Source organism: Dactylosporangium sp. CS-047395 (assembly GCF_050942185.1).
In the GTDB taxonomy this organism is placed as follows: domain Bacteria; phylum Actinomycetota; class Actinomycetes; order Mycobacteriales; family Micromonosporaceae; genus Dactylosporangium.
Genome location: NZ_CP192015.1, coordinates 10,535,862 through 10,558,627, shown reverse-complemented (window position 1 = coordinate 10,558,627; position 22,766 = coordinate 10,535,862). Strand labels below are relative to the sequence as shown.

The 22,766-nt window shown below is 72.2% G+C and carries 21 protein-coding genes and 1 pseudogene; 18 read left to right on the top strand and 4 right to left on the bottom strand.

Annotation, left to right across the window (positions count from 1 at the left end):
- Positions 1–160 precede the first annotated feature (160 nt).
- The 10 genes and pseudogenes from ACQP00_RS49225 (at position 161) to tsaE (ending at position 10,795) form a co-directional block, all read left to right on the top strand.
- A complete protein-coding gene (locus tag ACQP00_RS49225) occupies positions 161–874 on the top strand; it encodes a hypothetical protein (protein WP_433210895.1) in 714 nt (237 codons plus the stop codon).
- Between the two features lie 124 nt (positions 875–998).
- The gene (locus ACQP00_RS49220; RefSeq protein WP_433210893.1) at positions 999–2,342 is read left to right on the top strand and encodes a nitrate/nitrite transporter; all 1,344 of its coding nucleotides are present in this window, start codon (positions 999–1,001) and stop codon (positions 2,340–2,342) included.
- Between the two features lie 155 nt (positions 2,343–2,497).
- Positions 2,498–2,941, top strand: a complete 444-nt coding sequence (gene rplM / locus ACQP00_RS49215) for a 50S ribosomal protein L13 (RefSeq protein WP_246655830.1) — start codon at positions 2,498–2,500, stop codon at positions 2,939–2,941.
- Between the two features lie 173 nt (positions 2,942–3,114).
- Positions 3,115–3,564: pseudogene (rpsI, locus tag ACQP00_RS49210) on the top strand (30S ribosomal protein S9); the annotation flags it as partial.
- Between the two features lie 116 nt (positions 3,565–3,680).
- Positions 3,681–5,027, top strand: coding sequence for a phosphoglucosamine mutase (gene glmM, locus ACQP00_RS49205; protein WP_433210891.1), 1,347 nt, complete (start codon positions 3,681–3,683; stop codon positions 5,025–5,027).
- A 12-nt stretch (positions 5,028–5,039) separates the two neighbouring features.
- Positions 5,040–5,798: an SDR family oxidoreductase gene (locus ACQP00_RS49200; RefSeq protein ID WP_433210889.1), complete on the top strand. Its 759-nt coding sequence runs from the start codon at positions 5,040–5,042 to the stop codon at positions 5,796–5,798.
- 85 nt (positions 5,799–5,883) lie between these two features.
- Positions 5,884–7,755, top strand: a complete 1,872-nt coding sequence (gene glmS / locus ACQP00_RS49195) for a glutamine--fructose-6-phosphate transaminase (isomerizing) (protein WP_433210887.1) — start codon at positions 5,884–5,886, stop codon at positions 7,753–7,755.
- A 24-nt stretch (positions 7,756–7,779) separates the two neighbouring features.
- A complete protein-coding gene (locus tag ACQP00_RS49190) occupies positions 7,780–9,222 on the top strand; it encodes an NAD(P)H-hydrate dehydratase (RefSeq protein ID WP_433210885.1) in 1,443 nt (480 codons plus the stop codon).
- A 20-nt stretch (positions 9,223–9,242) separates the two neighbouring features.
- Positions 9,243–10,319, top strand: coding sequence for an alpha/beta fold hydrolase (locus tag ACQP00_RS49185; RefSeq protein WP_433210883.1), 1,077 nt, complete (start codon positions 9,243–9,245; stop codon positions 10,317–10,319).
- A complete protein-coding gene (tsaE, locus tag ACQP00_RS49180) occupies positions 10,316–10,795 on the top strand; it encodes a tRNA (adenosine(37)-N6)-threonylcarbamoyltransferase complex ATPase subunit type 1 TsaE (RefSeq protein ID WP_433210881.1) in 480 nt (159 codons plus the stop codon). Before ACQP00_RS49185 ends, tsaE begins: the two co-directional genes overlap by 4 nt.
- A gap of 78 nt (positions 10,796–10,873) precedes the next feature.
- On the opposite strand, the gene ACQP00_RS49175 is transcribed toward tsaE, so the two are convergent.
- Positions 10,874–12,934, bottom strand: a complete 2,061-nt coding sequence (locus ACQP00_RS49175; RefSeq protein ID WP_433210879.1) for an Hsp70 family protein — start codon at positions 12,932–12,934, stop codon at positions 10,874–10,876.
- A gap of 112 nt (positions 12,935–13,046) precedes the next feature.
- Between ACQP00_RS49175 and tsaB the strand changes: the two genes are divergently transcribed.
- The 6 genes from tsaB to ACQP00_RS49145 all read left to right on the top strand — a co-directional run bounded on the left by tsaB (position 13,047) and on the right by ACQP00_RS49145 (position 19,530).
- A complete protein-coding gene (tsaB, locus tag ACQP00_RS49170) occupies positions 13,047–13,697 on the top strand; it encodes a tRNA (adenosine(37)-N6)-threonylcarbamoyltransferase complex dimerization subunit type 1 TsaB (RefSeq protein ID WP_433210877.1) in 651 nt (216 codons plus the stop codon).
- 11 nt (positions 13,698–13,708) lie between these two features.
- Positions 13,709–14,161: a ribosomal protein S18-alanine N-acetyltransferase gene (gene rimI, locus ACQP00_RS49165; protein WP_433224301.1), complete on the top strand. Its 453-nt coding sequence runs from the start codon at positions 13,709–13,711 to the stop codon at positions 14,159–14,161.
- Positions 14,148–15,194, top strand: a complete 1,047-nt coding sequence (gene tsaD / locus ACQP00_RS49160; RefSeq protein ID WP_433210875.1) for a tRNA (adenosine(37)-N6)-threonylcarbamoyltransferase complex transferase subunit TsaD — start codon at positions 14,148–14,150, stop codon at positions 15,192–15,194. Before rimI ends, tsaD begins: the two co-directional genes overlap by 14 nt.
- A gap of 58 nt (positions 15,195–15,252) precedes the next feature.
- Entirely contained in the window at positions 15,253–15,510 is a 258-nt protein-coding gene (locus ACQP00_RS49155) for a hypothetical protein (RefSeq protein ID WP_433224299.1), read from the top strand.
- Positions 15,511–16,126: 616 nt separating this feature from the next.
- Positions 16,127–17,800 carry an ABC transporter transmembrane domain-containing protein gene (locus tag ACQP00_RS49150; protein ID WP_433210873.1) on the top strand — a complete coding sequence of 558 codons (1,674 nt, stop codon included), beginning with the start codon at positions 16,127–16,129 and terminating at the stop codon, positions 17,798–17,800.
- A gap of 2 nt (positions 17,801–17,802) precedes the next feature.
- A complete protein-coding gene (locus tag ACQP00_RS49145; protein WP_433210871.1) occupies positions 17,803–19,530 on the top strand; it encodes an ABC transporter ATP-binding protein in 1,728 nt (575 codons plus the stop codon).
- Here ACQP00_RS49145 and ACQP00_RS49140 read toward each other — a convergent pair.
- Both ACQP00_RS49140 and ybaK read right to left on the bottom strand, forming a co-directional pair.
- Positions 19,523–19,819 carry a DUF1707 SHOCT-like domain-containing protein gene (locus tag ACQP00_RS49140; protein WP_433210869.1) on the bottom strand — a complete coding sequence of 99 codons (297 nt, stop codon included), beginning with the start codon at positions 19,817–19,819 and terminating at the stop codon, positions 19,523–19,525. The two genes, ACQP00_RS49145 and ACQP00_RS49140, sit on opposite strands and share 8 nt — an antisense overlap.
- Before the next feature lie 4 nt (positions 19,820–19,823).
- Positions 19,824–20,303, bottom strand: coding sequence for a Cys-tRNA(Pro) deacylase (gene ybaK, locus ACQP00_RS49135; RefSeq protein ID WP_433210867.1), 480 nt, complete (start codon positions 20,301–20,303; stop codon positions 19,824–19,826).
- A gap of 17 nt (positions 20,304–20,320) precedes the next feature.
- Here ybaK and ACQP00_RS49130 point away from each other — a divergent pair, with 17 nt between their 5' ends.
- A complete protein-coding gene (locus tag ACQP00_RS49130; protein WP_433210865.1) occupies positions 20,321–21,067 on the top strand; it encodes a hypothetical protein in 747 nt (248 codons plus the stop codon).
- Here the strand turns inward: ACQP00_RS49130 and ACQP00_RS49125 are convergent.
- Positions 21,027–22,229: a THUMP-like domain-containing protein gene (locus tag ACQP00_RS49125; protein WP_433210863.1), complete on the bottom strand. Its 1,203-nt coding sequence runs from the start codon at positions 22,227–22,229 to the stop codon at positions 21,027–21,029. The genes ACQP00_RS49130 and ACQP00_RS49125 overlap by 41 nt on opposite strands.
- A 193-nt stretch (positions 22,230–22,422) precedes the next feature.
- Here ACQP00_RS49125 and groES point away from each other — a divergent pair, with 193 nt between their 5' ends.
- A complete protein-coding gene (gene groES / locus ACQP00_RS49120; RefSeq protein WP_433052340.1) occupies positions 22,423–22,737 on the top strand; it encodes a co-chaperone GroES in 315 nt (104 codons plus the stop codon).
- The last annotated feature ends 29 nt before the right edge of the window (positions 22,738–22,766 follow it).

Here is a 22,766-nt window from a genome sequence, read left to right as displayed (position 1 = left end):
AATGTTTCGCGCCTGCTAAGAGCGACTCACACGCAACTTGAGCAGGCCGTTACCGAGCTGTGCTCGAATCTCCGTGCCAGATCCCCCCACGGTAGATTGGCGACGGTCCACGGCGGGGTACACAACCATGGACCCCTATACAGCAGCGAGGAGGAAGCAGATGCGCACGACCGGCAAGGCCGCACTCGCGGCCGTTGCGGCGCTCAGCATCGGGCTCACCGGATGCAGTGGTGACAAGGCCAGCCCCGGGGCCGGGGCCTCGGCGGGTGCCTCCGGCGCGCCCGGCGCGGGCTCGACGGCCGGCGCCTCCACGGGCGCCTCGGGCGACACCAACGGGACCACCGGCGGCGGGCAGGGATCCGTGGCGTCGTGCCTGGTCGGGACCTGGAAGGCGGACAACATCACCGGCAAGCTCTCCGGGCCGGTGGGCGGCAACTTCCAAGGTGGCGGCGGCACCCTGCTGACCATCGACTCCGGCGGCAAGACGCAGGTCGACTTCGGCCCGATGCAGCCGGTGACCTTCACGTTCTCCGTCTCGGGCAACGACGTGAAGGGCAGCTTCTCGTACGGCGGCAAGGTCAACGGCGCGATCAAGAGCCCCTCCGGCACCACCGGAACGCTCGAGCCGACCGGCTCCGTTGACTTCAGCACCCTCACGGTGACCGTCGACCTCACCGCGCCGGTCGCCCAGCGCGTCGCCGACAAGGTGTCGATCGCCGAGTTCGCCGGCAGCGGCACCACCAACACCGGCGGGGCCGTCGACTCCCAGCCGATCCTGAAGAAGAGCGCGTACGAGTGCGGCAGCGGCACCCTCAAGCTGTCCCCGCCCGCGGGCGCCGACGACACCGGCACGTGGACCTTCAAGAAGGCCTGATCGCTTGCTGAACCCTGCGGCGGCGGGATCTCACAATTGGGATCTCGCCGCCGTGGGGTTTTCGTTTTGGCGCTGACAACTTCGGCGCGATGGCTGGAAACGGGCCGTTCCTACATTCGCGGCCATGACACTCGCCGTGGACAAGCCGCAGTCCCAACCCGCGCCGCGGCGCGGTGGCCGGTGGATCGACGACTGGCGGCCCGAGGAACCCGCGTTCTGGGCCGCGACCGGGGCCAAGGTGGCCCGGCGCAACCTGGTCGTCTCCATCCTCTCCGAGCACATCGGCTTCTCGATCTGGAGCCTGTGGTCGGTCTTCGTGCTGTTCCTGGGCCCCCGCTACGGGCTCGACCCGGCCCAGAAGTTCCTGCTCACGAGCGCGCCCACGCTGGTCGGGGCGGTGCTGCGGCTGCCGTACACGTTCGCCGTGGCCACGTTCGGCGGGCGCAACTGGACGATCTTCAGCGCGCTGCTGCTCCTGGTCCCGACCGTCTTCGCCGGAATCGTGCTGGAGCCGGGCGTCTCGTTCACCACGCTGCTCATCGCCGCCTCGGTCGCCGGGGTCGGCGGCGGCAACTTCGCCTCGTCGATGGCGAACATCAATGCCTTCTACCCGCAGCGGCTCAAGGGCTGGGCGCTGGGGATCAACGCCGGCGGCGGCAACATCGGGGTGGCCGCGGTCCAGCTCGTCGGGCTGCTCGTGCTGGCCACCGCCGGGGCCGCCCACCCGCGCCTGATCGTGCTGATCTACCTGCCGCTGATCGTGGTGGCGGCGCTGCTGGCCGCCATCTACATGGACAACCTCACGCACGCCGCGAACGACCGGCGGGCCATGCGCGACGTGATCAAGGACGGGCACGCGTGGGTCATGTCGCTGCTGTACATCGGGACGTTCGGCTCGTTCATCGGGTTCGGCTTCGCCTTCGGGCAGGTGCTGCAGGTGCAGTTCAAGGCCGACTTCGACACCCCGGTGAAGGCGGCCTACCTCACGTTCCTGGGCCCGCTGCTCGGCTCGCTGATCCGCCCGGTCGGCGGCCTGCTGGCCGACCGCTTCGGCGGCTCGCGGGTCACCTTCTGGAACTTCGTGGCCATGGCCCTGGGCGCCGGGACGGTCCTGCTCGCCTCCCGCCAGCACTCCCTGCCGCTGTTCGTGACCGGGTTCGTGTTCCTGTTCCTCTTCAGCGGGCTCGGCAACGGCTCGACGTACAAGATGATCCCGGCGATCTTCAAGGCCAAGCACCCGGACGACGAGCGCGAGGCCCGGCGGCTGGCGACCGCGCTCATCGGCGTGGCCGGTGCGGTCGGCGCGGCCGGCGGCGTGCTCGTGAACCTGGCGTTCCGGCAGTCGTTCCTGACGTACAAGACAGGTGATGGGGCATATGTCGCCTTCATTGCCTTCTACGCCCTGTGCGGCGTTGTCACCTGGGCGGTCTACCGCCGGCGGTCGCCGCGGCGGCTCCCGGAAGTCTGACCCGATTTTGTTCCGCTGGGGACGCCGAGTATCGTGGATTGCTGTTGTGCGATGACAAGGCGTTCCCACCGTTCGGGTACGCTGGATGACCGTGCGCTCTGTGTGCCGTCATCGAGACGCACCCCAGACCGACGACGTGGAAGCAAGGTAGACCTGTGGGTACGTACAGCCCGAAGCCGGGTGAGATCGAGCGCGTGTGGCATGTCATCGACGCCACCGATGTGGTGCTCGGCCGCCTGGCCACGCACGCTGCGACGCTGCTGCGCGGCAAGCACAAGCCGACGTTCGCCCCGCACGTGGACACCGGCGACTTCGTCATCGTGATCAACGCCGGCAAGGTGGCGCTGACCGGCAACAAGCGCCAGACGAAGGTGGCCTACCGCCACTCGGGCTACCCGGGTGGTCTCAAGCGGGTCGGCTACGAGGAGCTGCTCACCAAGAACCCGGAGCGGGCGATCGAGCTGGCCGTCAAGGGCATGCTCCCGCACAACCGGCTGGGTGCGCGCCAGATCCACAAGCTGAAGGTGTACGCGGGCGCCGAGCACCCGCACGCCGCGCAGCTGCCCCAGCCGTTCGAGATCAAGCAGATCGCGCAGTGAGCGCGGACGAAGGACTGAGCGTGACCGACGAGACCACCGCCGACCAGACGCCGGCCGCCGAGGCCGTCGAGACCGTCGAGACCCCGGCCGCCGCCGAGGCTCCGGAGGCCGCCGAGGCCCCCGCCGCCGCTGAGGCTCCGGCCGCCCCGGCCGCGACCGCGGCTCCGGCCGCCACCGCGACCGCGACTGCGGCCCCGGCCGCCACCAGCACCACGCCGACCCGCGCCCGCCGCGCCGGCCAGCCGATCCAGACCGTCGGCCGCCGCAAGGAGGCCATCGTCCGGGTCCGCCTGGTCCCCGGCACCGGCAAGTTCCTGCTGAACGGCCGCGAGCTGGAGAACTACTTCCCGAGCAAGGTGCACCAGCAGTCGGTGAAGGAACCGCTCGTGATCGCCGAGAAGGCGGAGCAGTTCGACGTCTTCGCCAACCTGCGTGGCGGCGGCACCACCGGCCAGGCGGGCGCCCTGCGCCTCGCCATCGCCCGGGCCCTGGTCGAGAACGAGGCGGACGACCGCCCCGCGCTCAAGAAGGCCGGCTTCCTGACCCGGGACGCGCGTGCGACCGAGCGCAAGAAGTACGGTCTGAAGAAGGCCCGTAAGGCGCCTCAGTACTCGAAGCGCTAACGAAGCACGTCGGCCGGGTGCCACCCTGGAGGTGGGCGCCCGGCCGTTTCGTGTTGCGCGGGCGGTACGGGCCGGGCGAAACGCGCGCGGTGGGTTCGACCTTGGGAGGTTTCGCGATGGGGCGACTCTTCGGCACCGACGGAGTCCGGGGGCGGGCCAACGCCGACCTGACTCCCGAGCTGGCCATGGCGGTCGCCATCGCGGCGGCCCAGGCGCTGTTCGAGCACGACCACTCCCACGCGCCCGTCGCGGTGGTCGGACGCGACCCCCGCGCGAGCGGGGAGATGCTGGAGGCGGCCGTCGTGGCCGGCCTGACCAGCGCGGGCGCGAACGTGGTGCGGGTCGGGGTGCTGCCGACGCCGGCCGTGGCGTACCTGACCGGCGTGCTCGAGGCCGACATCGGCGTGATGCTCTCGGCGTCGCACAACCCGATGCCGGACAACGGGATCAAGCTCTTCGCGGCCGGTGGGCACAAGCTGCCCGACGAGGTCGAGAACGAGATCGAGCGGCTCATGGACGACGGCACCCACCGCCGCCCGACCGGGGCCGGCGTGGGCCGGGTCACCGACTACGCCGACGGCGAGGACCGCTACGTCCAGCACCTGCTGACCTCGCTGCCCAGCCCGCTGGCCGAGCTCAAGGTGGTCGTGGACTGCGCCAACGGGGCCGCCTCGTCCGCCGCGCCCGAGGCCTACCGGCGCGCCGGCGCCTCCGTCATCGCGATCAACGCGGACCCCGACGGCCTCAACATCAACGAGGACTGCGGCTCCAACCACATCGCCCAGCTGCGCGCGGCCGTCGTCGAGCACGGCGCCGACCTGGGCATCGCGCACGACGGCGACGCCGACCGGTGCATCGCGGTGGCCGCGGACGGCACCGAGATCGACGGCGACCAGATCATGGCGATCCTGGCCCTGTCCATGCGCGAGGCCGGTCAGCTGACCGAGGACACCCTGGTCGCCACCGTGATGAGCAACCTCGGCCTGAAGCTCGCGATGGCCGAGGCCGGCATCCGGCTGCTGGAGACCAAGGTCGGCGACCGGTACGTGCTGGAGGAGCTGCGCGCCAAGGGCCTCGCGCTCGGCGGCGAGCAGAGCGGGCACATCGTGATGCCGGCGTTCGCCACCACCGGGGACGGCGTGCTCACCGCCCTGCACCTCATGGGGCGCATCGAGCGCACCGGCAAGAGCCTCAAGGAGCTCGGCGCGGTCGTCCAGCGGCTGCCGCAGGTGATGATCAACGTACCGGTGCTGGACCGCGCCGCGGCCGCCCGCTCGCCGCAGGTGCTCGACGCGGCCAAGCAGGTCGAGGGCGAGCTCGGCGGCACCGGCCGGGTGCTGCTGCGCCCCTCCGGCACCGAGCAGCTGGTGCGCGTGATGGTCGAGGCCGGCACGCAGGAGATCGCCAAGGCCGCGGCCGAGCGGATCGCTCACATCGTGCGGACGGTCAGCCCTACCCAGTAGTAACGTGCGCGCATGACTGATGCCCGCACAGTGATCGTCACCGGTGCGTCCCGCGGAATCGGCAAGGCCAGCGCCATGGCCTTCGCCGCCGAGGGGTGCAACGTGGTGCTGACCTCCCGCAAGATCGAGGCCCTGGACGAGGTCGCGGCCGAGATCACCGCGCAGTTCCCGGACGTCGGCGTGCTCACCCGCGCCGCCCACGCCGCCGAGCCCGAGCAGGCGGCGGTCGTGGTCGAGGCGGCCATGGAGCACTTCGGCGCGATCGACGTGCTGGTCAACAACGCCGGCACCAACCCGTACTTCGGCCCGCTCATGGACATCGACCCGGTCCGGGCCGAGAAGACCGTGCGGCTCAACCAGTTCGGCCCGGTGCTGTGGAGCCAGCTGGTCTGGAAGGCCTCGATGGCCCAGCGGGGCAGCGGCACCATCGTCAACGTCGCCTCGGTCGGCGGCGTGCTCACCGAGCCGGGGATCGGCTACTACAACGCCACCAAGGCCGCGGTGATCCACCTGACCCGGCAGATGGCCGCCGAGCTCGCCCCGGTCCGGGTCAACGCCGTCGCGCCCGGGATCGTGCGCACCCACCTGGCGCGCGGGCTGTGGGAGAGCAACGAGGACTTCCTCAACGACAAGCTCCCGCTCGGTCGGATCGGCGAGCCGGACGACATCGCCGATGTCATCACCTTCCTGGCCGGTCCTGCGTCACGCTGGATGACGGGCCAGACCCTGGTCGTCGACGGCGGCGCGCAGATCCGCTCGTCACTGATCTAGGGTCAGCCGTTCGTGCGCATTTCCCGTGCGCGTATGCGACAGTTTCGCGCACGGGCTCTGCTCAAAAGTCTGCTACGGTACGGGCATGTGCGGAATCGTGGGGTACGCCGGCGCCCGGCCGGCTCTGAACATCGTGCTGGACGGGCTGCGGCGGCTGGAGTACCGCGGCTACGACTCCGCCGGCGTCGCGATCGTGAACGGTGAGCTGCTCACCGCCAAGCGCGCCGGCAAGCTCGCCAACCTGGAGAAGGCCCTCGCCGACGAGCAGGGGCACGGCCTCGGTACCGGCACCACAGGCATCGGCCACACCCGCTGGGCCACCCACGGCGGCCCAACCGACCGCAACGCGCACCCCCACCGCTCGTTCGACGGCCGGGTCGCGGTGATCCACAACGGGATCATCGAGAACTTCGCCAAGCTGCGCGCCGAGCTGGAGAACGGCGGCATCGAGTTCGCCAGCGACACCGACTCCGAGTGCGCGGCCCACCTGCTCGCGCAGGCGCTGCAGGACGCGGAGGGCGACACCCCGGGCGCGCGGCTGGCCGAGGCCATGCGGTCCGTCTGCCGCCGCCTGGAGGGCGCGTTCACCCTGCTCGCCGTCGACGTGCAGGCCCCCGGCGTGGTGGTCGGCGCCCGGCGCAACTCCCCGCTCGTCGTGGGCCGCGGCCAGGGCGAGAACTACCTGGCCAGCGACGTCTCCGCGTTCATCGAGCACACCCGCGAGGCGGTCGAGCTCGGCCAGGACCAGGTCGTGCTGATCAGCGGGGCCGACATCGTGATCACCGACTTCCTCGGCAACCCGGCCGAGGGCAAGAACTTCCACATCGACTGGGACGCCTCGGCCGCCGAGAAGGGCGGCTACGAGTACTTCATGCTCAAGGAGATCGCCGAGCAGCCGCACGCGGTCGCCGAGACCCTCCTGGGCCGGCTCAACGAGCAGGGCGACCTCATGCTCGACGAGGTCCGCCTGACCGACCAGGACCTGCGCGACGTCGACAAGGTGTTCATCGTCGCCTGCGGCACGGCGTACCACGCGGGCATGGTCGCCAAGTACGCGATCGAGCACTGGACCCGCATCCCCTGCGAGGTCGAGCTGGCCAGCGAGTTCCGCTACCGCGACCCGGTGCTCGACCGCTCCACGCTGGTGGTGTCCATCTCCCAGTCCGGCGAGACCATGGACACCCTGATGGCGCTGCGCCACGCGAAGGAGCAGAAGGCCCGGGTGCTGGCCATCTGCAACACCAACGGCTCGACCATCCCGCGCGAGTCCGACGCCGTGCTCTACACGCACGCCGGGCCGGAGATCGCGGTCGCCTCCACCAAGGCGTTCCTCACCCAGCTCGTCGCCTGCTACCTCGTCGGGCTGCATCTGGCCCAGGTGCGCGGGGTGAAGTACGCCGACGAGGTGGGCGCGGTCGTCGCCCAGCTGCAGGAGATGCCGGCCAAGATCGAGCAGGTCCTGAACATGATGGCCCCGATCCGGGAGCTCGCCCGCGAGCTCGCCGAGGCCAAGAGCGTGCTGTTCATCGGCCGGCACGTGAGCTACCCGGTGGCCCTGGAGGGTGCGCTGAAGCTCAAGGAGCTGGCGTACATGCACGCCGAGGGCTTCGCCGCCGGTGAGCTCAAGCACGGCCCGATCGCGCTGATCGACGAGGGCACGCCGGTCGTGTGCGTGGTCCCCTCGCCCCGCGGCCGCGGCGTGCTGCACGACAAGGTCGTCTCCAACATCCAGGAGGTCCGGGCCCGCGGCGCGCGCACGATCGTGATCGCGGAGGAGGGCGACGTGGCGGTGAAGCCGTACGCGGATCACCTCTTCTACGTCCCGGTCACCCCGACGCTGCTCGCCCCGCTGGTCACCACGGTCCCGCTGCAGGTCCTGGCCTGCGAGATCGCCTCGGCCCGGGGTCACGACGTGGATCAGCCGCGCAACTTGGCGAAGTCCGTGACCGTCGAATAGGGACGGTGTGGTTGGGTTGTTCTCGTGAGAGCAGCCTGGCGGGTCGCGCAGGTGCGCGCGGCCGAAGAGTCCGTGATGAAAGCTCTGCCCGACGGCGCGCTCATGCAGCGCGCCGCCTCGGGCCTGGCCCGGCGCTGTGCCGACACCCTGGCGCGGGTGTACGGCGCGCGCATCCTGCTCCTCGTCGGGCCGGGCAACAACGGCGGCGACGCGCTCTACGCGGGCGCGCTGCTGGCCCGCCGGGGCGCCCGGGTCGACGCGCTGCTGTTCGACCCGGACCGGGTGCATCGGGGCGGGGCGGAAGCGCTGTACCGGGCCGGCGGGCGGCTCGGCGAACAGGCACCCTCGTACCGAAACGTCGATCTTGTCATTGACGGCATTCTCGGCATCGGCGGCCACGGTGGGCTGCGCGAGCCGGTGGCCACCCGGGTCGCCGACGTGGCCGGAATCCTCACCGGGGCGCCGGTGATCGCGGTCGACGTGCCGTCCGGGGTCGACGCCGACACCGGCGCGGTGACCGGCATGGCGATCCACGCCGACATCACCGTCACCTTCGGCGTGCTCAAGCCGGGGCTGCTGGTCGGGGCGGGTGCGGTACACGCGGGGATCGTGGAGCTCGTCGACATCGGCCTGACCGGGCACCTCGACGGCGACCCGGCCCTCTACGTCCCCGACGCGGACGACATCGCCGCGTGGTGGCCGCGGCCGCGGGCCAACGACAACAAGTACTCCCGCGGCGTGGTCGGGCTCGCGACCGGCGGCGACAAGTACCCGGGGGCCGCCGTGCTCTCCACCGCCGGCGCCCTGGCCGGGCCGTCGGGGCTGGTGCGGTACGCGGGGGGCGCCGCCGACGCCGTGCGCTTCCACCACCCGACGGTCATCGCCACCGAGCGGGTGCCCGACGCCGGGCGGGTGCAGGCCTGGGTCTGCGGCAGCGGCCTGGGCACCGACGAGCGCTCCTACGGCGAGCTGCGCGCGGTCCTCGGCGCCCCGGTGCCGGCGATCCTCGACGCCGACGCCCTGACCCTGCTCGCCGACGCGCGGATGGCCGACTGGCTGCGCGAGCGGGACGCGCCGACCGTCGTCACCCCGCACGACGGGGAGTTCCAGCGGCTGTTCGGCGGCGCGCCCGGCGACGACCGGATCGCGGCGGCCACGGGCCTGGCCGCGCGCATGGACGCGGTGGTCCTGCTCAAGGGCGACCGGACCATCGTGGCCACCCCTGACGGCCGGGTGTACGTCAACCCGACCGGCACGGCCGCGCTCGCCACCGGCGGCACCGGGGACGTGCTGGCCGGGCTGCTCGGCGCGCTGCTGGCGGGCGGGCTGCAGGCCGAGCAGGCCGCCATCGCCGCCGCCTACGTGCACGGGCTGGCCGGCCGCCGGGCCGCCGAGCACGGGCCGGTCACCGCCGCCGATGTCGCCGCCCACCTGCGCGAAGCCGTCGGGAGCTTAACTCGCCGGTAACGACCGTTTAGGCTCTTGGTATGGGTACCGAGGTGGTGAAGGGCGGCAGTCGCAAGCGCACGGCCGGGATCATCGGGGCGATCGTCGGCCTCGCCGCGGCCGGAGTCGCCGCCGGGGTGGCCACCGAGCGGTACCTCGTGCGCCGCTCCAAGAACGCCGACGACCCGTACACCGACGAGGACTTCGGGGTCTGGGATTTCGACGAGGAGCTGACCGTCACCACCGACGACGGCATCGACCTGCACGTCGAGGTGGTCGACGGTCCCGAGGGTGACGATCGGCCGACCCTCGTCTTCGTGCACGGATTCTGCCTGGACATGGGGACGTTCCACTTCCAGCGCAAGCACTACGAGGGCAAGAACCGCATGGTCCTCTACGACCAGCCCGGGCACGGGCGGTCGGGGCGGTTGAGCAAGGGGGAGTACACGATCGACTCACTCGGCGCCGGGCTCCGCGCGGTGCTGGAGGCGACCTGTCCGGAGGGCCCGATCGTGCTGGTCGGGCACTCGATGGGCGGCATGACGATCATGGCCCTGGCCGAGCAGCTGCCCGAGCTGTTCCAGACCCGGGTCCAGGCCTGCGTGCTGATCTCCACCTCGGCCGGCAAGCTCGACACCGTCACCTTCGGCTTCCCCGAGGTGGTGGCCCGGTTCCGCCGGCCGCTGCTGCCGCTGGTCGGGTTCGCCGGCCCGATCAGCTCGGCCGTGATCGACCGCGGCCGGCGCGCCTCGACCGACCTCGCCTGGCTGCTGACCCGCCGCTACGGGTTCGGCACCTCGCGCCCCAGCCCGGCCCTGGTCTCCTACGTCGAGAAGATGAACTCGACCACCTCGACCGAGGTCATCGCGCGGTACCTGCGCACCCTCTACACGCACTCCCGGCTGCTGGTGCTCGGCCCGCTCAAGTCGGTGCCGGTGTTGCTGGTCTGCGGCGACAAGGACGTGTTGACGCCGCTCGCCCACACGCAGGAGATAACCTCGGTGCTGCCCGAGGCGGAGCTCGACGTCATCGCCGACGGCGGCCACGTCGTGCTGCTCGAGCACGCCGACGCGGTCAACGAGGCCATGGACACGTTCCTGACGAAGGTGCTGCCGTGACGAAGATCCTGTCCACCGTCGACGAGACGCGGGACCTCGGCCGGGCGCTCGCCGCCGTGCTGCGCGCGGGCGACCTGGTCGTGCTCACCGGCCCGCTTGGTGCCGGCAAGACCGCCCTGGCCCAGGGGGTGGGCGCGGGGCTGAACGTGCGCGGGGACGTGACCTCGCCGACGTTCGTGATCGCCCGGGTACATCAGCCGGACGCCGCCCGCGGTGGCACCGTGCCGCTCGTGCACGTCGACGCGTACCGGCTGGGCAACGTGGCCGATCCGATCGGCGAGGTGGACGCGCTGGATCTCGACGCGACGCTGGAGGACTCGGTGACGCTGGTCGAGTGGGGGTCGGGGGTGGTGTCGCAGCTCAGCGACGAGCACCTGGAGATCCGCCTGGACCGCCGCGACGACGACTCCCGCGTTGTCGAGCTCATTCCGCGGGGAAGCGACTGGTCCGCGCGGACGTCGACGCTGGCCCGATAAGTCGGGCGCTGGCGTTTGGTCCGATAAGTCGGGCGCTGGCGCGCCGCGACTTATCGGAAATTTCGGTTATGCCCGGTTTCACGCGGGCTGCAAAACCTCCCAGACGTCCACCCAGGCGCCGTCGTCGTCCGTGCCGCGGGCGAGCAGGTGGCGGCCCTCGTGGCAGAAGGCGGTGCTCACCTGGCGCGCCGGTGACAGGTCGGCCCGGAACACCTCCGCCTCCGTCTCCAGGTCGCGCACCGAGACGGTGCCGTCCAGCGCGGCCGCGCGCAGCCGGCCGTCCGGGCTCTCGGCCTCGCTCGCGAACGCGTCCGCGCGGCTGGTCTCGGTGTAGCCGGTGAACCGCTTGCCGAGGTCCTCGCCGACGATCCGGTCGAGGCGGGCCCCGGTCGCGAGGTCCCACACGGTGGCGACGTCCCGGCGGTACCGTCCCACGTGTGCGGCACCCTCGCCGGTGGCGAGCAGGCGCCATTCGGATTCGTTGAGCAGTACCAAATCCGGCTTGTGAACGTCGGCGAAGCTGGCCATGACGCGGCCCGAGAGCACGTCCCAGACGGCGAAGCGGCCGTCGGCGTCCCAGGTGACCAGGGCCAGCTGCTGCCCCGGCCCCAGCGCGACCTGCGCGTGCCCGCCCCGCCCGGCGCGCCCCGGCCGCAGCTCGGTGACGAGGGCACCGCTGGCGATCGCGCGCACCTTGACGTACTCGCCGTCGCCCGAGCACTCCACGAGCGTGCGGCGGTCCGGCATGAGCAGCCAGTCGCCGGCCACCCGCAGGTGGTGGCGCTTGGCCAGCTGGAAGCGCTCGACCCCGGCCGGCTCCAGGCGCGCGTGCGCGGCCACCGCACCGGAGACGACGACGTCGCCCACCGCCACCCGCTGCTCGAGCAGGACCCCCTCGCCGCGGCCGGAGGACAGGTCGAACACCCGGTCGTCGGCCGTGCGGACCTGGGCCAGCAGGGCGTCGCGGCCGTACGCCTCGCCCTCCTTCACCAGCCATCGCACCATCCGCCCGCGGCCGCCCGGGATCGTCCACGACAGCGGCTCGACGCGCCACGACGGCGGGTCGGCGGGCACGGCGCGCGACCGGTGGCTGCGCACCCACGCCGCGGCGCCGCGCAGCACGGACAGTTCGGGGTCGGCCGGGCGGGTGACCGGGCGCCCGAGCCCGTTGTGCAGGACCTGGCCGAGGCCCGGCAGGCGCGCCCCGCCGCCGACGAGCAGGACGGCGGTCACGTCGCCCGGATGGATGCCCGCGCGCGCCACGACCGCCCGGCAGCTGGCGATCAACCAGCGCGCCGCCGGCTCGGTGACCTGATCGAGGAGCCTTCGATCCATCCGGTACGGCGGAACGCCCTGCTCCACCTCGCCCGTCACCTCCGGGACGTCGGCGAGCCGGTGCTTGAGCCGCCGCACCACGTCCAGGGCATGCAGGCCGGCCCGCACGCCCGTGTCGCCGCCGGCCGCGAACGCGGGCTCGACCCACTCGGACAGCGCCGCCCGCAGGTCGGCGACGAGCAGGACGTCGAGGTCACGGCCGTGTCCGGCACTCTCCTGACTCAGCGGTACCGGCTGTGCGTGCTGCACCTGCGCCAGCGTCGCGGTCCACGTCGCGCCGAGGTCGCACACCAGGACGTAGCCGCCCTCGGGCACTTCGAGCATGGTCATCGGGTCGAGCACGGCGGCGCTCGCGTCGATCAGGAGCTCGGCGTCGGGGTAGCCGGCCAGGCCCGCGGCGGCGATCAGCGTTTCCCGCCGGGGATCATGCGTCCGGTACGTCGCGGGCGCGCTCATCACCAGGCGGGGGATCGGGCCGTACAAGCGGCGGGCCTCTTGCACGATCGCGTCGAGGGCGGTGCCGAGCAGCTCCGCCCCGGTGACGAGCCGGTCGCCGAGCCAGATGGGGGCGTTGGCGTCGATGGCGCGGCGAACGCCGTCGACGTACTGCCGGGGGTGCTCGTCGCGGGCGTGCTCGGCCTGGGTGCCGATGAGCAGCTGGTCGCGGCCGGTCAGGGTGGCGCCGCCGGGCCAGCGGAGCGCTCCGGTGGCCGGCTCTCGTACGGGGTGCAGCTGGTCGGCTTGCGCGACGGCGGCGGACAGGGCCCAGGAGCCGACGTCCACGACCAGGATCGGTTCGTTCAAGGCCCCTCCCGGCTTTGACAGTCGCCGATGCTATGGCCGCCTCGTTGCGGGCGCGTTACGCCTCGGCTGGCGCGTCGCGGAAAGTGTCGGACCCCTCCTCTAAGGTTGGGGGGTGCTGGTGATGGTGGTGGACACGGCGACGGCGGCGGTGACCGCGGCGCTCGCGCGGATCGACGACGACGTCACGCTGCTCGCGGAGCGGGTGACGGTCGACGCGCGCGGCGCCGGCGAGCTGCTGGCCCCGCAGATCGCCGCCGTGCTGGCCGAGGGTGAGGCGGCCCCCGGCGACCTGGCCGCGGTGGTGGCCGGCGTCGGGCCGGGGCCGTTCACCGGGCTGCGGGCCGGCATGGTCACGGCGGCCGCGCTGGGGCACGCGCTCGCGATCCCGGTCTATGGCGTGTGCACGCTCGACGCGATCGGGCTCGGGCTGCCGGGGCGGGCGCTGGTGGCGACGGACGCGCGGCGCAAGGAGGTCTACTGGGCCACGTACGTGGACGGGCTGCGCCTCGACGGTCCCGACGTGGCCAAGCCCGCCGATCTGGCCTTCGCGGGGATCGGCGTGGCGGCCGGCGACGGGGCTGAGAAGTATGCCGACGTGCTCGGAGTGCCGGTCGAGGGGCCGCGCTATCCCGGGGCGCTCGCGCTGGCCACGCTGGCGGCGGACCGGGTGCGGAGCAAGGCGCCGGGGGAGACGCTGACGCCGCTGTACCTGCGCCGGCCCGACGCGGTGCTGCCGGGCGAGCGGAAACCGGCGCTGCAGTGACCGGCTCCGTGATGCGCGACGTGCAGCTCGCCGAGCTGCGGTGGTTCCACATCGAGGAGCTGCTGCCGATCGAGGACGAGCTGTTCGGCGAGGAGCGCTGGTCGGCGGGCATGTTCTGGAACGAGCTCGCGTCGGGCCACCACTACCTGGTGGCGCTCGACGCCGATGCCTCGGTGCTGGGCTACGCCGGACTGGCCGTCGCCGGCCCCGATGAGGCGTGGGTGCAGAACCTCGGGGTGCGCACGTCGGCGCAGCGGCGCGGCATCGGGCGGCGACTGCTCGAGGCGCTGCTGGCCGAGGCGGCCCGGCGCGGGGCGAAGCAGGTGCTGCTCGAGGTGGCCGTCGACAATGCGCCGGCGCAGCGGCTCTATGCGGAGTACGGGTTCGAGGCCGTCGGCATCCGCCGCGGTTACTACCAGCCCAGCAACACGGATGCACTGGTGATGATGCGTGAGCAAGACTGAACCGCTCGTTCTGGGGATCGAGACGTCCTGCGACGAGACGGGCGTCGGGATCGTCCGCGGGCACACGCTGCTCGCCGACGAGATCGCGTCGAGCGTCGACGAGCACGCCCGGTTCGGCGGCGTGGTGCCCGAGGTGGCCAGCCGCGCCCACTTCGAGGCCATGGTCCCGACCATGCAGCGGGCCCTGGACAAGGCGGGCGTGACCCTGTCCGACGTGGACGCGATCGCCGTGACGGCGGGCCCCGGCCTCGCCGGCGCGCTGCTGGTGGGCGTCGCCGCGGCCAAGGCCTACGCGCTGGCCGCCGGCAAGCCGATCTACGGCGTGAACCACCTGGCCGCCCACGTGGCCGTCGACACCCTGGAGCACGGCGCCCTTCCCGAGCCGGCGGTGGCCCTGCTGGTCTCTGGCGGCCACTCCTCCCTGCTGCGCGTCGACGACCTGGCCGGCGGCGTGGTCCCGCTCGGCGCCACGATCGACGACGCCGCCGGCGAGGCCTTCGACAAGGTGGCCCGCCTGCTCGGCCTGCCCTTCCCCGGCGGCCCGCCGATCGACAAGGCGGCCCGCGAGGGCCAGGTCGTCATCCCGTTCCCGCGCGGCCTGACCGGCCCCCGCGACCTGGCCGAACACCGCTTCGACTTCTCCTTCTCCGGCCTGAAGACGGCGGTCGCCCGCTGGGTCGAGGCCCGCGAACGCAACGGCGAGCCGGTCCCGGTCAACGACGTGGCGGCCAGCTTCCAGGAGGCGGTCTGCGACGTCCTGACGGCCAAGGCGGTCGACGCCTGCCGCGAGCACGGCATCGAGACCCTGGTCATCGGCGGCGGCGTGGCGGCGAACTCGCGAATCCGCTCGATGGCCCAGGAGCGGGCGGAGAAGTACGGGATCACGGTGCGCGTACCGAGGCCGAAGCTCTGCACCGACAACGGCGCGATGGTCGCGGCGCTGGGCTCCCACCTGGTGGCCGCCGGCGCTTCGCCGGGCGAGTTGGGCCTCCCGTCCGACTCGGCCATGCCCATCACGCTCGTGACCGCCTGAAGCTCGTGACCGACCGGCGCTGGGAGGAGGCCGCGGCATGGGGGTAGAGTCCACCGCCGTGATCGTGCGCATGTGGGAGGTCAGGGCGCACCCGGAGGCGTTCGGGGAGTTGTTGTCCTGGGTCTGCGAGGCCATGCTGCCCAAGGTCGAGGTGCACCCGATGCACCTGACCAGCGAGGTGTACTCCTCGACCGACCAACGCCTCGTCGTGATCTCCAAGTGGCGGGGGAGCACGCCGGAGCCTTTCGCTGAGCCGCCTTCGCATTTGGTCGCGCGCAAGCCGCAGTTCTGGGACTTCACCGAGGTCGACCGCTGACGCTTCGGCCGAACGACTCCACCACGGCGCCGCCCGCGCTTTGCTCCTAGCGCCACGTCGCCGTCCACGCCGCGCCGCCGTCCACGCCACGCCACGTCGCCGTCCACGCCGCGCCGCCGTCCACGCCGCGTCGCCCGTCGAGCCAGCGTGTTCTCGGCGGCGTGTCCGCGTCGTGCTGCGCCACCGTGGTGCCGTGTCCGCGTTGCGCTGTGCTTGCGTCCTGCCGTGTCCGCGTCGTGCTCGTGTCCGCGTCGTGCTCGTGTCCGCGTCGTGCCCGTGTCCGCGTCGTGCTTGCGTCGTGCCGTGTCCGCGTGCGTGGCCTGCTTCGCCGATATCGGTGCGGGTGGAGGTGTGGGGTGCGGATGGAGGTGTGTGGTGAGGGTGCGGACGGAGGTGTGTGGTGCGGGCGGAGGTGTGTGGCTGCGGGTAGGGGTGCGGGGTGCCGACGGAGTTGTGTGGCGCGGGCGGAGGTGTGTGGTGGGGTGGAGATGTGTGGTGCCGGTGGAGATGTGTGGTGCGGGTGGGGCGCGGGGTGAGGTGTGGGATGCGGCACGGTGTCCGGTGGGCGGGAAAATGTAAGGCGCTTTAGGCGCTTTTGCAGTTACCGTCGGGGGCTGTGCGAAGACTGCCGCGTGCCGAGACCAGTGAGCCTGACAGTCGGTCGGCCGGGCGTTATCTGCTCTGGGTGGCTCGGGAGCAGCTCGGGCTGATCGTCGGGGGCATGTGCTTCGGCATTCTGTGGATGGTCAGTCAGGCGCTCGTCCCCGCCGCCATCGGGGCCGGGGTTGATGCCCTTGCGCGGCACGATCGGGGTGGGTTGCTCTGGGCGGGCGCCGCGGTGCTCGGGCTCGGGGCATCCACGGCCGTGACCGGGATTATGCGGCACCGGTTCGCGGTGTCGAATTTTCTCAGTGCCGGGTTCCGTACCGTGCAAGTGACGGCGCGGCAGGCCACGCGGCTCGGGGCGGCGTTGCAGAAACGGGTGGCCACCGGTGAAGTGGTGAGTATCGGGACCACCGATTTCGACCACATCGGGTACTCGATCGACGTTACCGCTCGGGGTAGTGGGGCCGTTGTCGCGATCGTTGTGGTGGCCGTTCTGCTGCTGCGGGTGTCGGTGCCGCTCGGGCTGGTCGTTGTCGTTGGGGTTCCCGTTCTGGTGCTCACGGTGGGGCTGTTGCTGCGGCCCCTCCATCAGCGGCGGCGGCATCAGCGGCAGCTCAGTGGGGAGTTGACCGGGCGGGCGGGCGACATTGTGGCGGGGCTGCGGGTGTTGCGGGGGGTTGGGGGCGAGAGCGAATTCTCGCGGCGGTACAAGGTTGAGTCGCAGCGGGTTCGGTTTGCGGGAGTTCGGGTGGCCAAAGTTGAGGCCACGCTCGAGGGGGCGCAGATTCTGCTGCCCGGAGTGTTTGTCGCGCTGGTTACCTGGCTCGGGGCGCGGTTCGCGGTCAGTGGGCGGATTTCGCCGGGGGAACTGGTGGCGTTCTATGCCTATGCGGCATTCCTGATCGGGCCGTTGCGGACGATTACCGAGTTCGCGCAGAAGCTGACCCGGGGGCTGGTGGCGGCGGGGCGGGTTGTGGCCGTGCTGCGGATCGAGCCCGATTTTCACAAGGACGCGGCATCGGTACCGGCGGTCGACGGTGATCTGGACGACCCCGACTCGGGACTGATGGTCGTGCGGCATCGGCTGACGGCGGTGGCGGCGGTGCGGCCCGAGGACGCGGTGGCCATCGCCGAGCGGATCGCGCTTGTTGATCCGGCGTCGAAGGCGCGGCTGGACGGGGTACAACTGCGGGATCTGGATCTTGAAGAGGTGCGGCGGCGCATTCTGCTCAGTGACAACGAGGCGACGCTGTTTCGGGGGGTGTTGCGCGAGGAGGTCGGCGACGGGCGCACCCTCGGCGACGCGGCCGCGACGGACATTGTCGAGGCGTTGCCCGGTGGGCTCGACGCTGAGATCGCCGAGCGGGGGCGGGATTTCTCGGGCGGGCAGCAGCAGCGGCTGCGGCTGGCGCGGGCGCTCGCCGTCGACCCGCCGGTGCTCGTGCTGGTCGAGCCGACCAGTGCCGTCGACGCGCACACCGAGGCGCTCATCGCCGAGCGGCTGCCCGAAGCGCGGGCCGGGCGGACCACGGTGGTGTGCACGACCAGTCCGCTGCTGCTCGACCGGGCCGACATCGTGGCGTTCGTGGATGCCGGCGGGCGGGTGGCGGCTACCGGGCGGCACCGCGAACTGCTGGACACGTGCCCGGCCTATGCGGCGACCGTCACGCGCGGGGAGGACTGAGCATGCTGCCGATCGCGTCCACCGGGGAGGTCCGCGGCTATCTGCGGACGCTGTTCACCGACTACCCCTGGCGGCTGGCCGGGGTGCTGGCGCTGCACGTCACCGGGGCGGCGGCGGGGCTCGCGGCGCCGCCGTTGCTGGGGTTGCTGGTCGAAAGGGTCGCCGCCGGTACTTCCACCTGGACCGTCGACCGCATCGCGCTCGCGATCGCGGGGTTCGTGGTGGCGCAGGCGGTGCTCGTGCGGTTCGCGCGCGTCGCGGCCGCGCAGCTCGCCGAGCGGGTGCTGGCCCGGCTGCGGGAGGAGTTCGTCGACGGGGTGCTGGCGATCCCGCTGTCGACCGTCGAGCGGGCCGGGACCGGGGACCTGCTGAGCCGGGCGTCGCGGGACGTGGCCCAGACCAACGACTCGGTGCAGGTCGCGCTGCCCACGATCGTCGTGTGCGGGCTGCAGATGCTGCTCACGATCGGGGCCATCGCGTTCGTCGGGCCGATTTTCCTGCTGCCGAGCCTGCTCGCGGTACCGCTGCTGTATCTGCCCTCGCGCTGGTACTTCCGCCGGGCCAACGACGGCTATCTGCGCGAGGCGGCGGCCATGGCGCGGATGGCCGACGGGCTCGCCGAGACGGTCGAGGGGGCCCGGACGGTCGAGACGCTCGGGTTGCAGGAGCGGCGCATCGAGCGGACCCGCGAGCAACTGGCGGGGTTGTACGGCGCCGCGATGTACACGCTGCGCCTGCGCACGGTCTGGTTCCCGCTCTCCGAGTTCGCCTACGCGCTGCCGGCCGCGGTCACGCTCGTGGCGGGCGGCTGGTTCGTGATGGAGGGCTGGGCGAGCATCGGGCAGGTGACGGCCGCGGTGCTGTACCTCGTCGCGATCATCGACCCGCTCGACCACATCCTCAGCTACGTCGACCAGCTGCAGCTCGGCCTGGCCTCGTTCGCCCGGATCATCGGCGTGCGGGCGGCGGCCGAGGCGCCGGTGGCGAAGACCGCCGATCCGGTGGACGAGCGGCTGGTCGCCAAGGACGTGCGGTTCGCGTACGTGGGTGACCGCGACGTCCTGCACGGCATCGACCTCGCCATCCGGCCCGGGGAGCGGCTGGCCATGGTCGGGCCCTCGGGCGCCGGCAAGTCCACGCTGGGGCGGCTGCTCGCCGGGATTCACGCGCCGCGGGCGGGGTCGATCGAGCTGGGTACCGTACCGATGCGGGAAATCCCGCCCGACGAACTGCGGGGGCACGTCGCGCTGGTGACCCAGGAGCATCACGTGTTCATCGGGACCCTGCGCGAGAACCTGACCCTCGCCCGGCCCGGGGCGAGCGACGCCGAGCTGTGCGCGGCGCTGGAGACGGTCGACGCGCTGGACTGGGCGCTCGCGCTGCCGGAGGGGCTGGACACCATGTCGCCGGCGCTCTCGCCGGCCCAGGCCCAGCAGCTCGCGCTGGCCCGGCTGGTGCTTGCCGATCCGCACACGCTGGTGCTGGACGAGGCGACGTCGCTGATCGACCCGCGCGCGGCCCGGCACCTGGAGCGGTCGCTGGCCGGGGCGCTGGAGGGGCGGACCGTGATCGCGATCGCGCACCGGCTCTTCTCCGCGCACGACGCCGACCGGGTCGCGGTGGTCGAGCACGGGCGGATCACCGAACTGGGCAGCCACGAGGAGCTGGTCGCGGCGGGCGGGGCCTACGCCGCGCTGTGGCGGTCGTGGCACGGATCGAAAACTACTTGATCAGGGTGTACACCACCGCGAACGCGGCCACCACGGCGATCGCGATCGCGAAGATCAGCAGGAGGTGACGGTCGCCGGCCGGTTCGGGCGACGGGGGAGCGGCGGGGGCCGCGGCCAGCGCCGGCAGGTCGACGATCGCGGCGCGGAGATCGTCGAGGGTCGTCGCCGCGTACACAGTGCCGACCCGGTCGGAGAACTCGTCCAGAGTCAGGCGGCCCGCCTCGGTGTGGCGCTGCAGGACCCCGATCACGCGCTGCCGGTCCTCGTCCGATGCCCGCACGGACGTCATGGTGTCAGTGGGACGCGATCGGCGCCAGGGTCGCCCCGGTGACCTGGACGAGGTCGCCCGGGGCGAGCTCGATCTGCAGGCCGCGCCGCCCACCGGAGACGTACACGGTCGCCATGCCCTCGGCCGAGGCGTCGATCACGATCGGCAGCCGGGAGCGCTGGCCGACCGGGGAGATGCCGCCGGTGACGTACCCGGTGGCGCGCTCGGCCGCGGCCGGCTCGGCCATCGCGGCGCGCTTGCCGCCGACCGCGGCCGCGAGGGCCTTGAGGTCCAGCGAGGCCGAGACCGGCACCACGCCGACCGTGAGCTGGCCGTCGACCGTGGTCACGAGCGTCTTGAACAGCCGGGTCGGCTCGACGCCCAGGGCCGCGGCCGCCGCCTCGCCGTAGGAGGTGGCCCGGGGGTCGACCTCGTACGTGTGCGGGGTGAACGCGATCTTCTGGCGCGTCAGCAGTGCGGTCGCGGGGGTACCCTTGCTCGCCACTGGCCCACAATAGCGAGATGCAGATCGGCGCGGTCCAGCTGTACCTCGGCCACGGCCACCTGTTCCTGGGCGCTGCGACCAGCGTGGACCTGTCGGTGTTCGACGGGGACGGGCCGGTCACCGCGACCGAGCACCACGTGCGCATCGCCGCCCGCCCGCAGGTCGGGCTGGTCCGGGTCCGGTTGTGGCAAGGGGCCGGGCCGCGGGTCGGCAAGCTGGTCTTCGACGGGCCGCTGAAGCTGCCTGACGCCAAGTTCAGCGTGGAGGAGGGCGGGGGGCTTTCGCGGTACGTCACGAAGGTCTCCAGCCACAGCCCGCGCGTCCTCATCGCGGTCGACGACCCCGGCCACGCCTCCCGCGTCGAGGTGGTGCTGGAGCCGGAGTTCGTGCCGCGCAGCGCCCAGGTCTGGACGGCCGGCGAGCCGCCGTTCCCGAAGCTCACCGTGGCCCCGACCGCACCCCGGCACCGGGCCGACGCGTTCGCCGACGCCCTGTCCGGGCACGACTTCGCGCGCAAGCGCCTGGCCGCCGCCCTGCTGGTGGTGGCCGAGGAGCGCCGGCAGCGCAACTCCGAGCAGAGCGTGGCGTTCTACGTCAACGACATCGTGGAGTGGCTGCGCTGGCTGAACGACCGGCTGACCTACGAGATGTGCCGGGACACCGGGCGGCACCTGATGGGGCAGCTCGGCCTGCGCCCGCCCGACGTGCTCGCCGACGACACGCTCAGCGACCTGCAGCGGCGGCTGGGGCATCCGCTGGTTTGAGCAGCAGCGCGGCCGGCTCGCCCTTGATGCGCGTGAGCGCCAGGAACGCGCTCCCACGTCCGTCGAGTCGCAGTTGTCGTCTCAGGTCGTCCACGTCGTGGGCGGAGCCGCGCTTGAGGATCTGCAGGGCGCCGATGTCGCGTTCCTTGAGCGCGGCGCGCAGCTTCTTGAGCGCGATGGGGAGGCGGTCGATGACCGTGTAAGGGCGGGCGAAAGGTGTGTGTTCCAGGTGGTTCGTGGTGATGTAGGCGATGGATTCGTCCAGCAGGTTGCCGCTCAGGGCGTCGGCCAGCTCGGCCACCAGGTGGGAGCGGACGACGGCGCCGTCGGGGTCGTAGAGGTAGGTGCCGACCGGGCCGACCGGGGCGCGCTCCTCGCCGGAGCCGGTGAGCTCGAACACGTCCTCGCCGCGGATGACCGTCGCCCGCCGCGGCGCCTCGGCGAGCGGGCCGCACCAGGCCGCCGCCTCGACCACGTCGCCGTCGACCGAGACCCACTCGCCCTCGGCGCCGGCGGGCAGCAGGGCGTGGTCGATGCCGGGGGCGAGCTTGAGCACCGCGTTGGGCACGCGGGAAGGCAGCGCGGTGACGAAGTCCCACGGCGGCGAGTAGGCGCGCGGGTCGAACACCCGCCGGCCGCCCGACGTCCGGCGGGCCGGGTCACAGAAGACCGCCTCGACGGCGACCAGGGGCGTGGTGGTGGCGTCGCGGGCTTCGACCAGTACACCTGGGAGCCCTAGGTTTTTGATGTTGGCTTCGGCGATCGCGGCCGTGCCGGGGTCGGCGTCCACCGCCAGCACCCGCATCCCGGCGCGCGCGAACGCGATCGTGTCCGCCCCGACGCCGCAGCCCAGGTCGGCCACCCGGCGCGCACCGGCGGCGGCCAGGCGGGCGGCGCGGCGGCGGGCCACGACGGATCGGGTCGCCTGCTCCAGGCCCGCGCGGGTGAAGAACATGACGGCCGCATCGGTACCGAACTTCGCCCGCGCTTTCCTGCGCAGCTCCGTCTGGGTGAGGGCGGCGGCGGCGAGGGTGGGCGCGAAGCCCTGAGCGCGTAACTTCTCGGCCGCGGCGAGCGGGTCACCGTCGGGCAGCAGGGCCGCGGCGGCCAGTGCTTCCTGCCCGGCCGGGCTCGTCAGGGCCTGCACGTCCTCGGGCTGCACGGGTTCCTTTGCTGGAGTCCGGGGTGATTTCGTGGCGTGTCTGGCACTCTAGTTGACGGAGTGCTAGCGACCGGCATAACCTCCGAGTTAGCACTCTCCTGTCGAGGGTGCCAGACATACCCGGCCGGGGCCGGCACCCGCGACGACGGCTTCACCGGGCTCTCGAATAGCAAGCTCGATACCCCAGGAGGGTATGCCCGTGACTACCGCGACGCAGGTTGCGATCAAGCCGCTCGAGGACCGCATCCTGGTCCAGGCCAACGAGGCTGAGACGACCACCGCCTCGGGCATCGTCATTCCGGACACCGCCAAGGAGAAGCCCCAGGAGGGCACCGTCAAGGCGGTGGGCCCGGGTCGCATCGACGACAAGGGCAACCGGGTGCCGATCGACGTGAAGGTCGGCGACACGGTGATCTACTCGAAGTACGGCGGCACCGAGGTCAAGTACGCCGGCCAGGAGTACCTCGTGCTCTCGGCCCGCGACGTCCTCGCCGTCATCGAGAAGTGACCGTTTTTCACTAGAAGCAGTGGCCACCG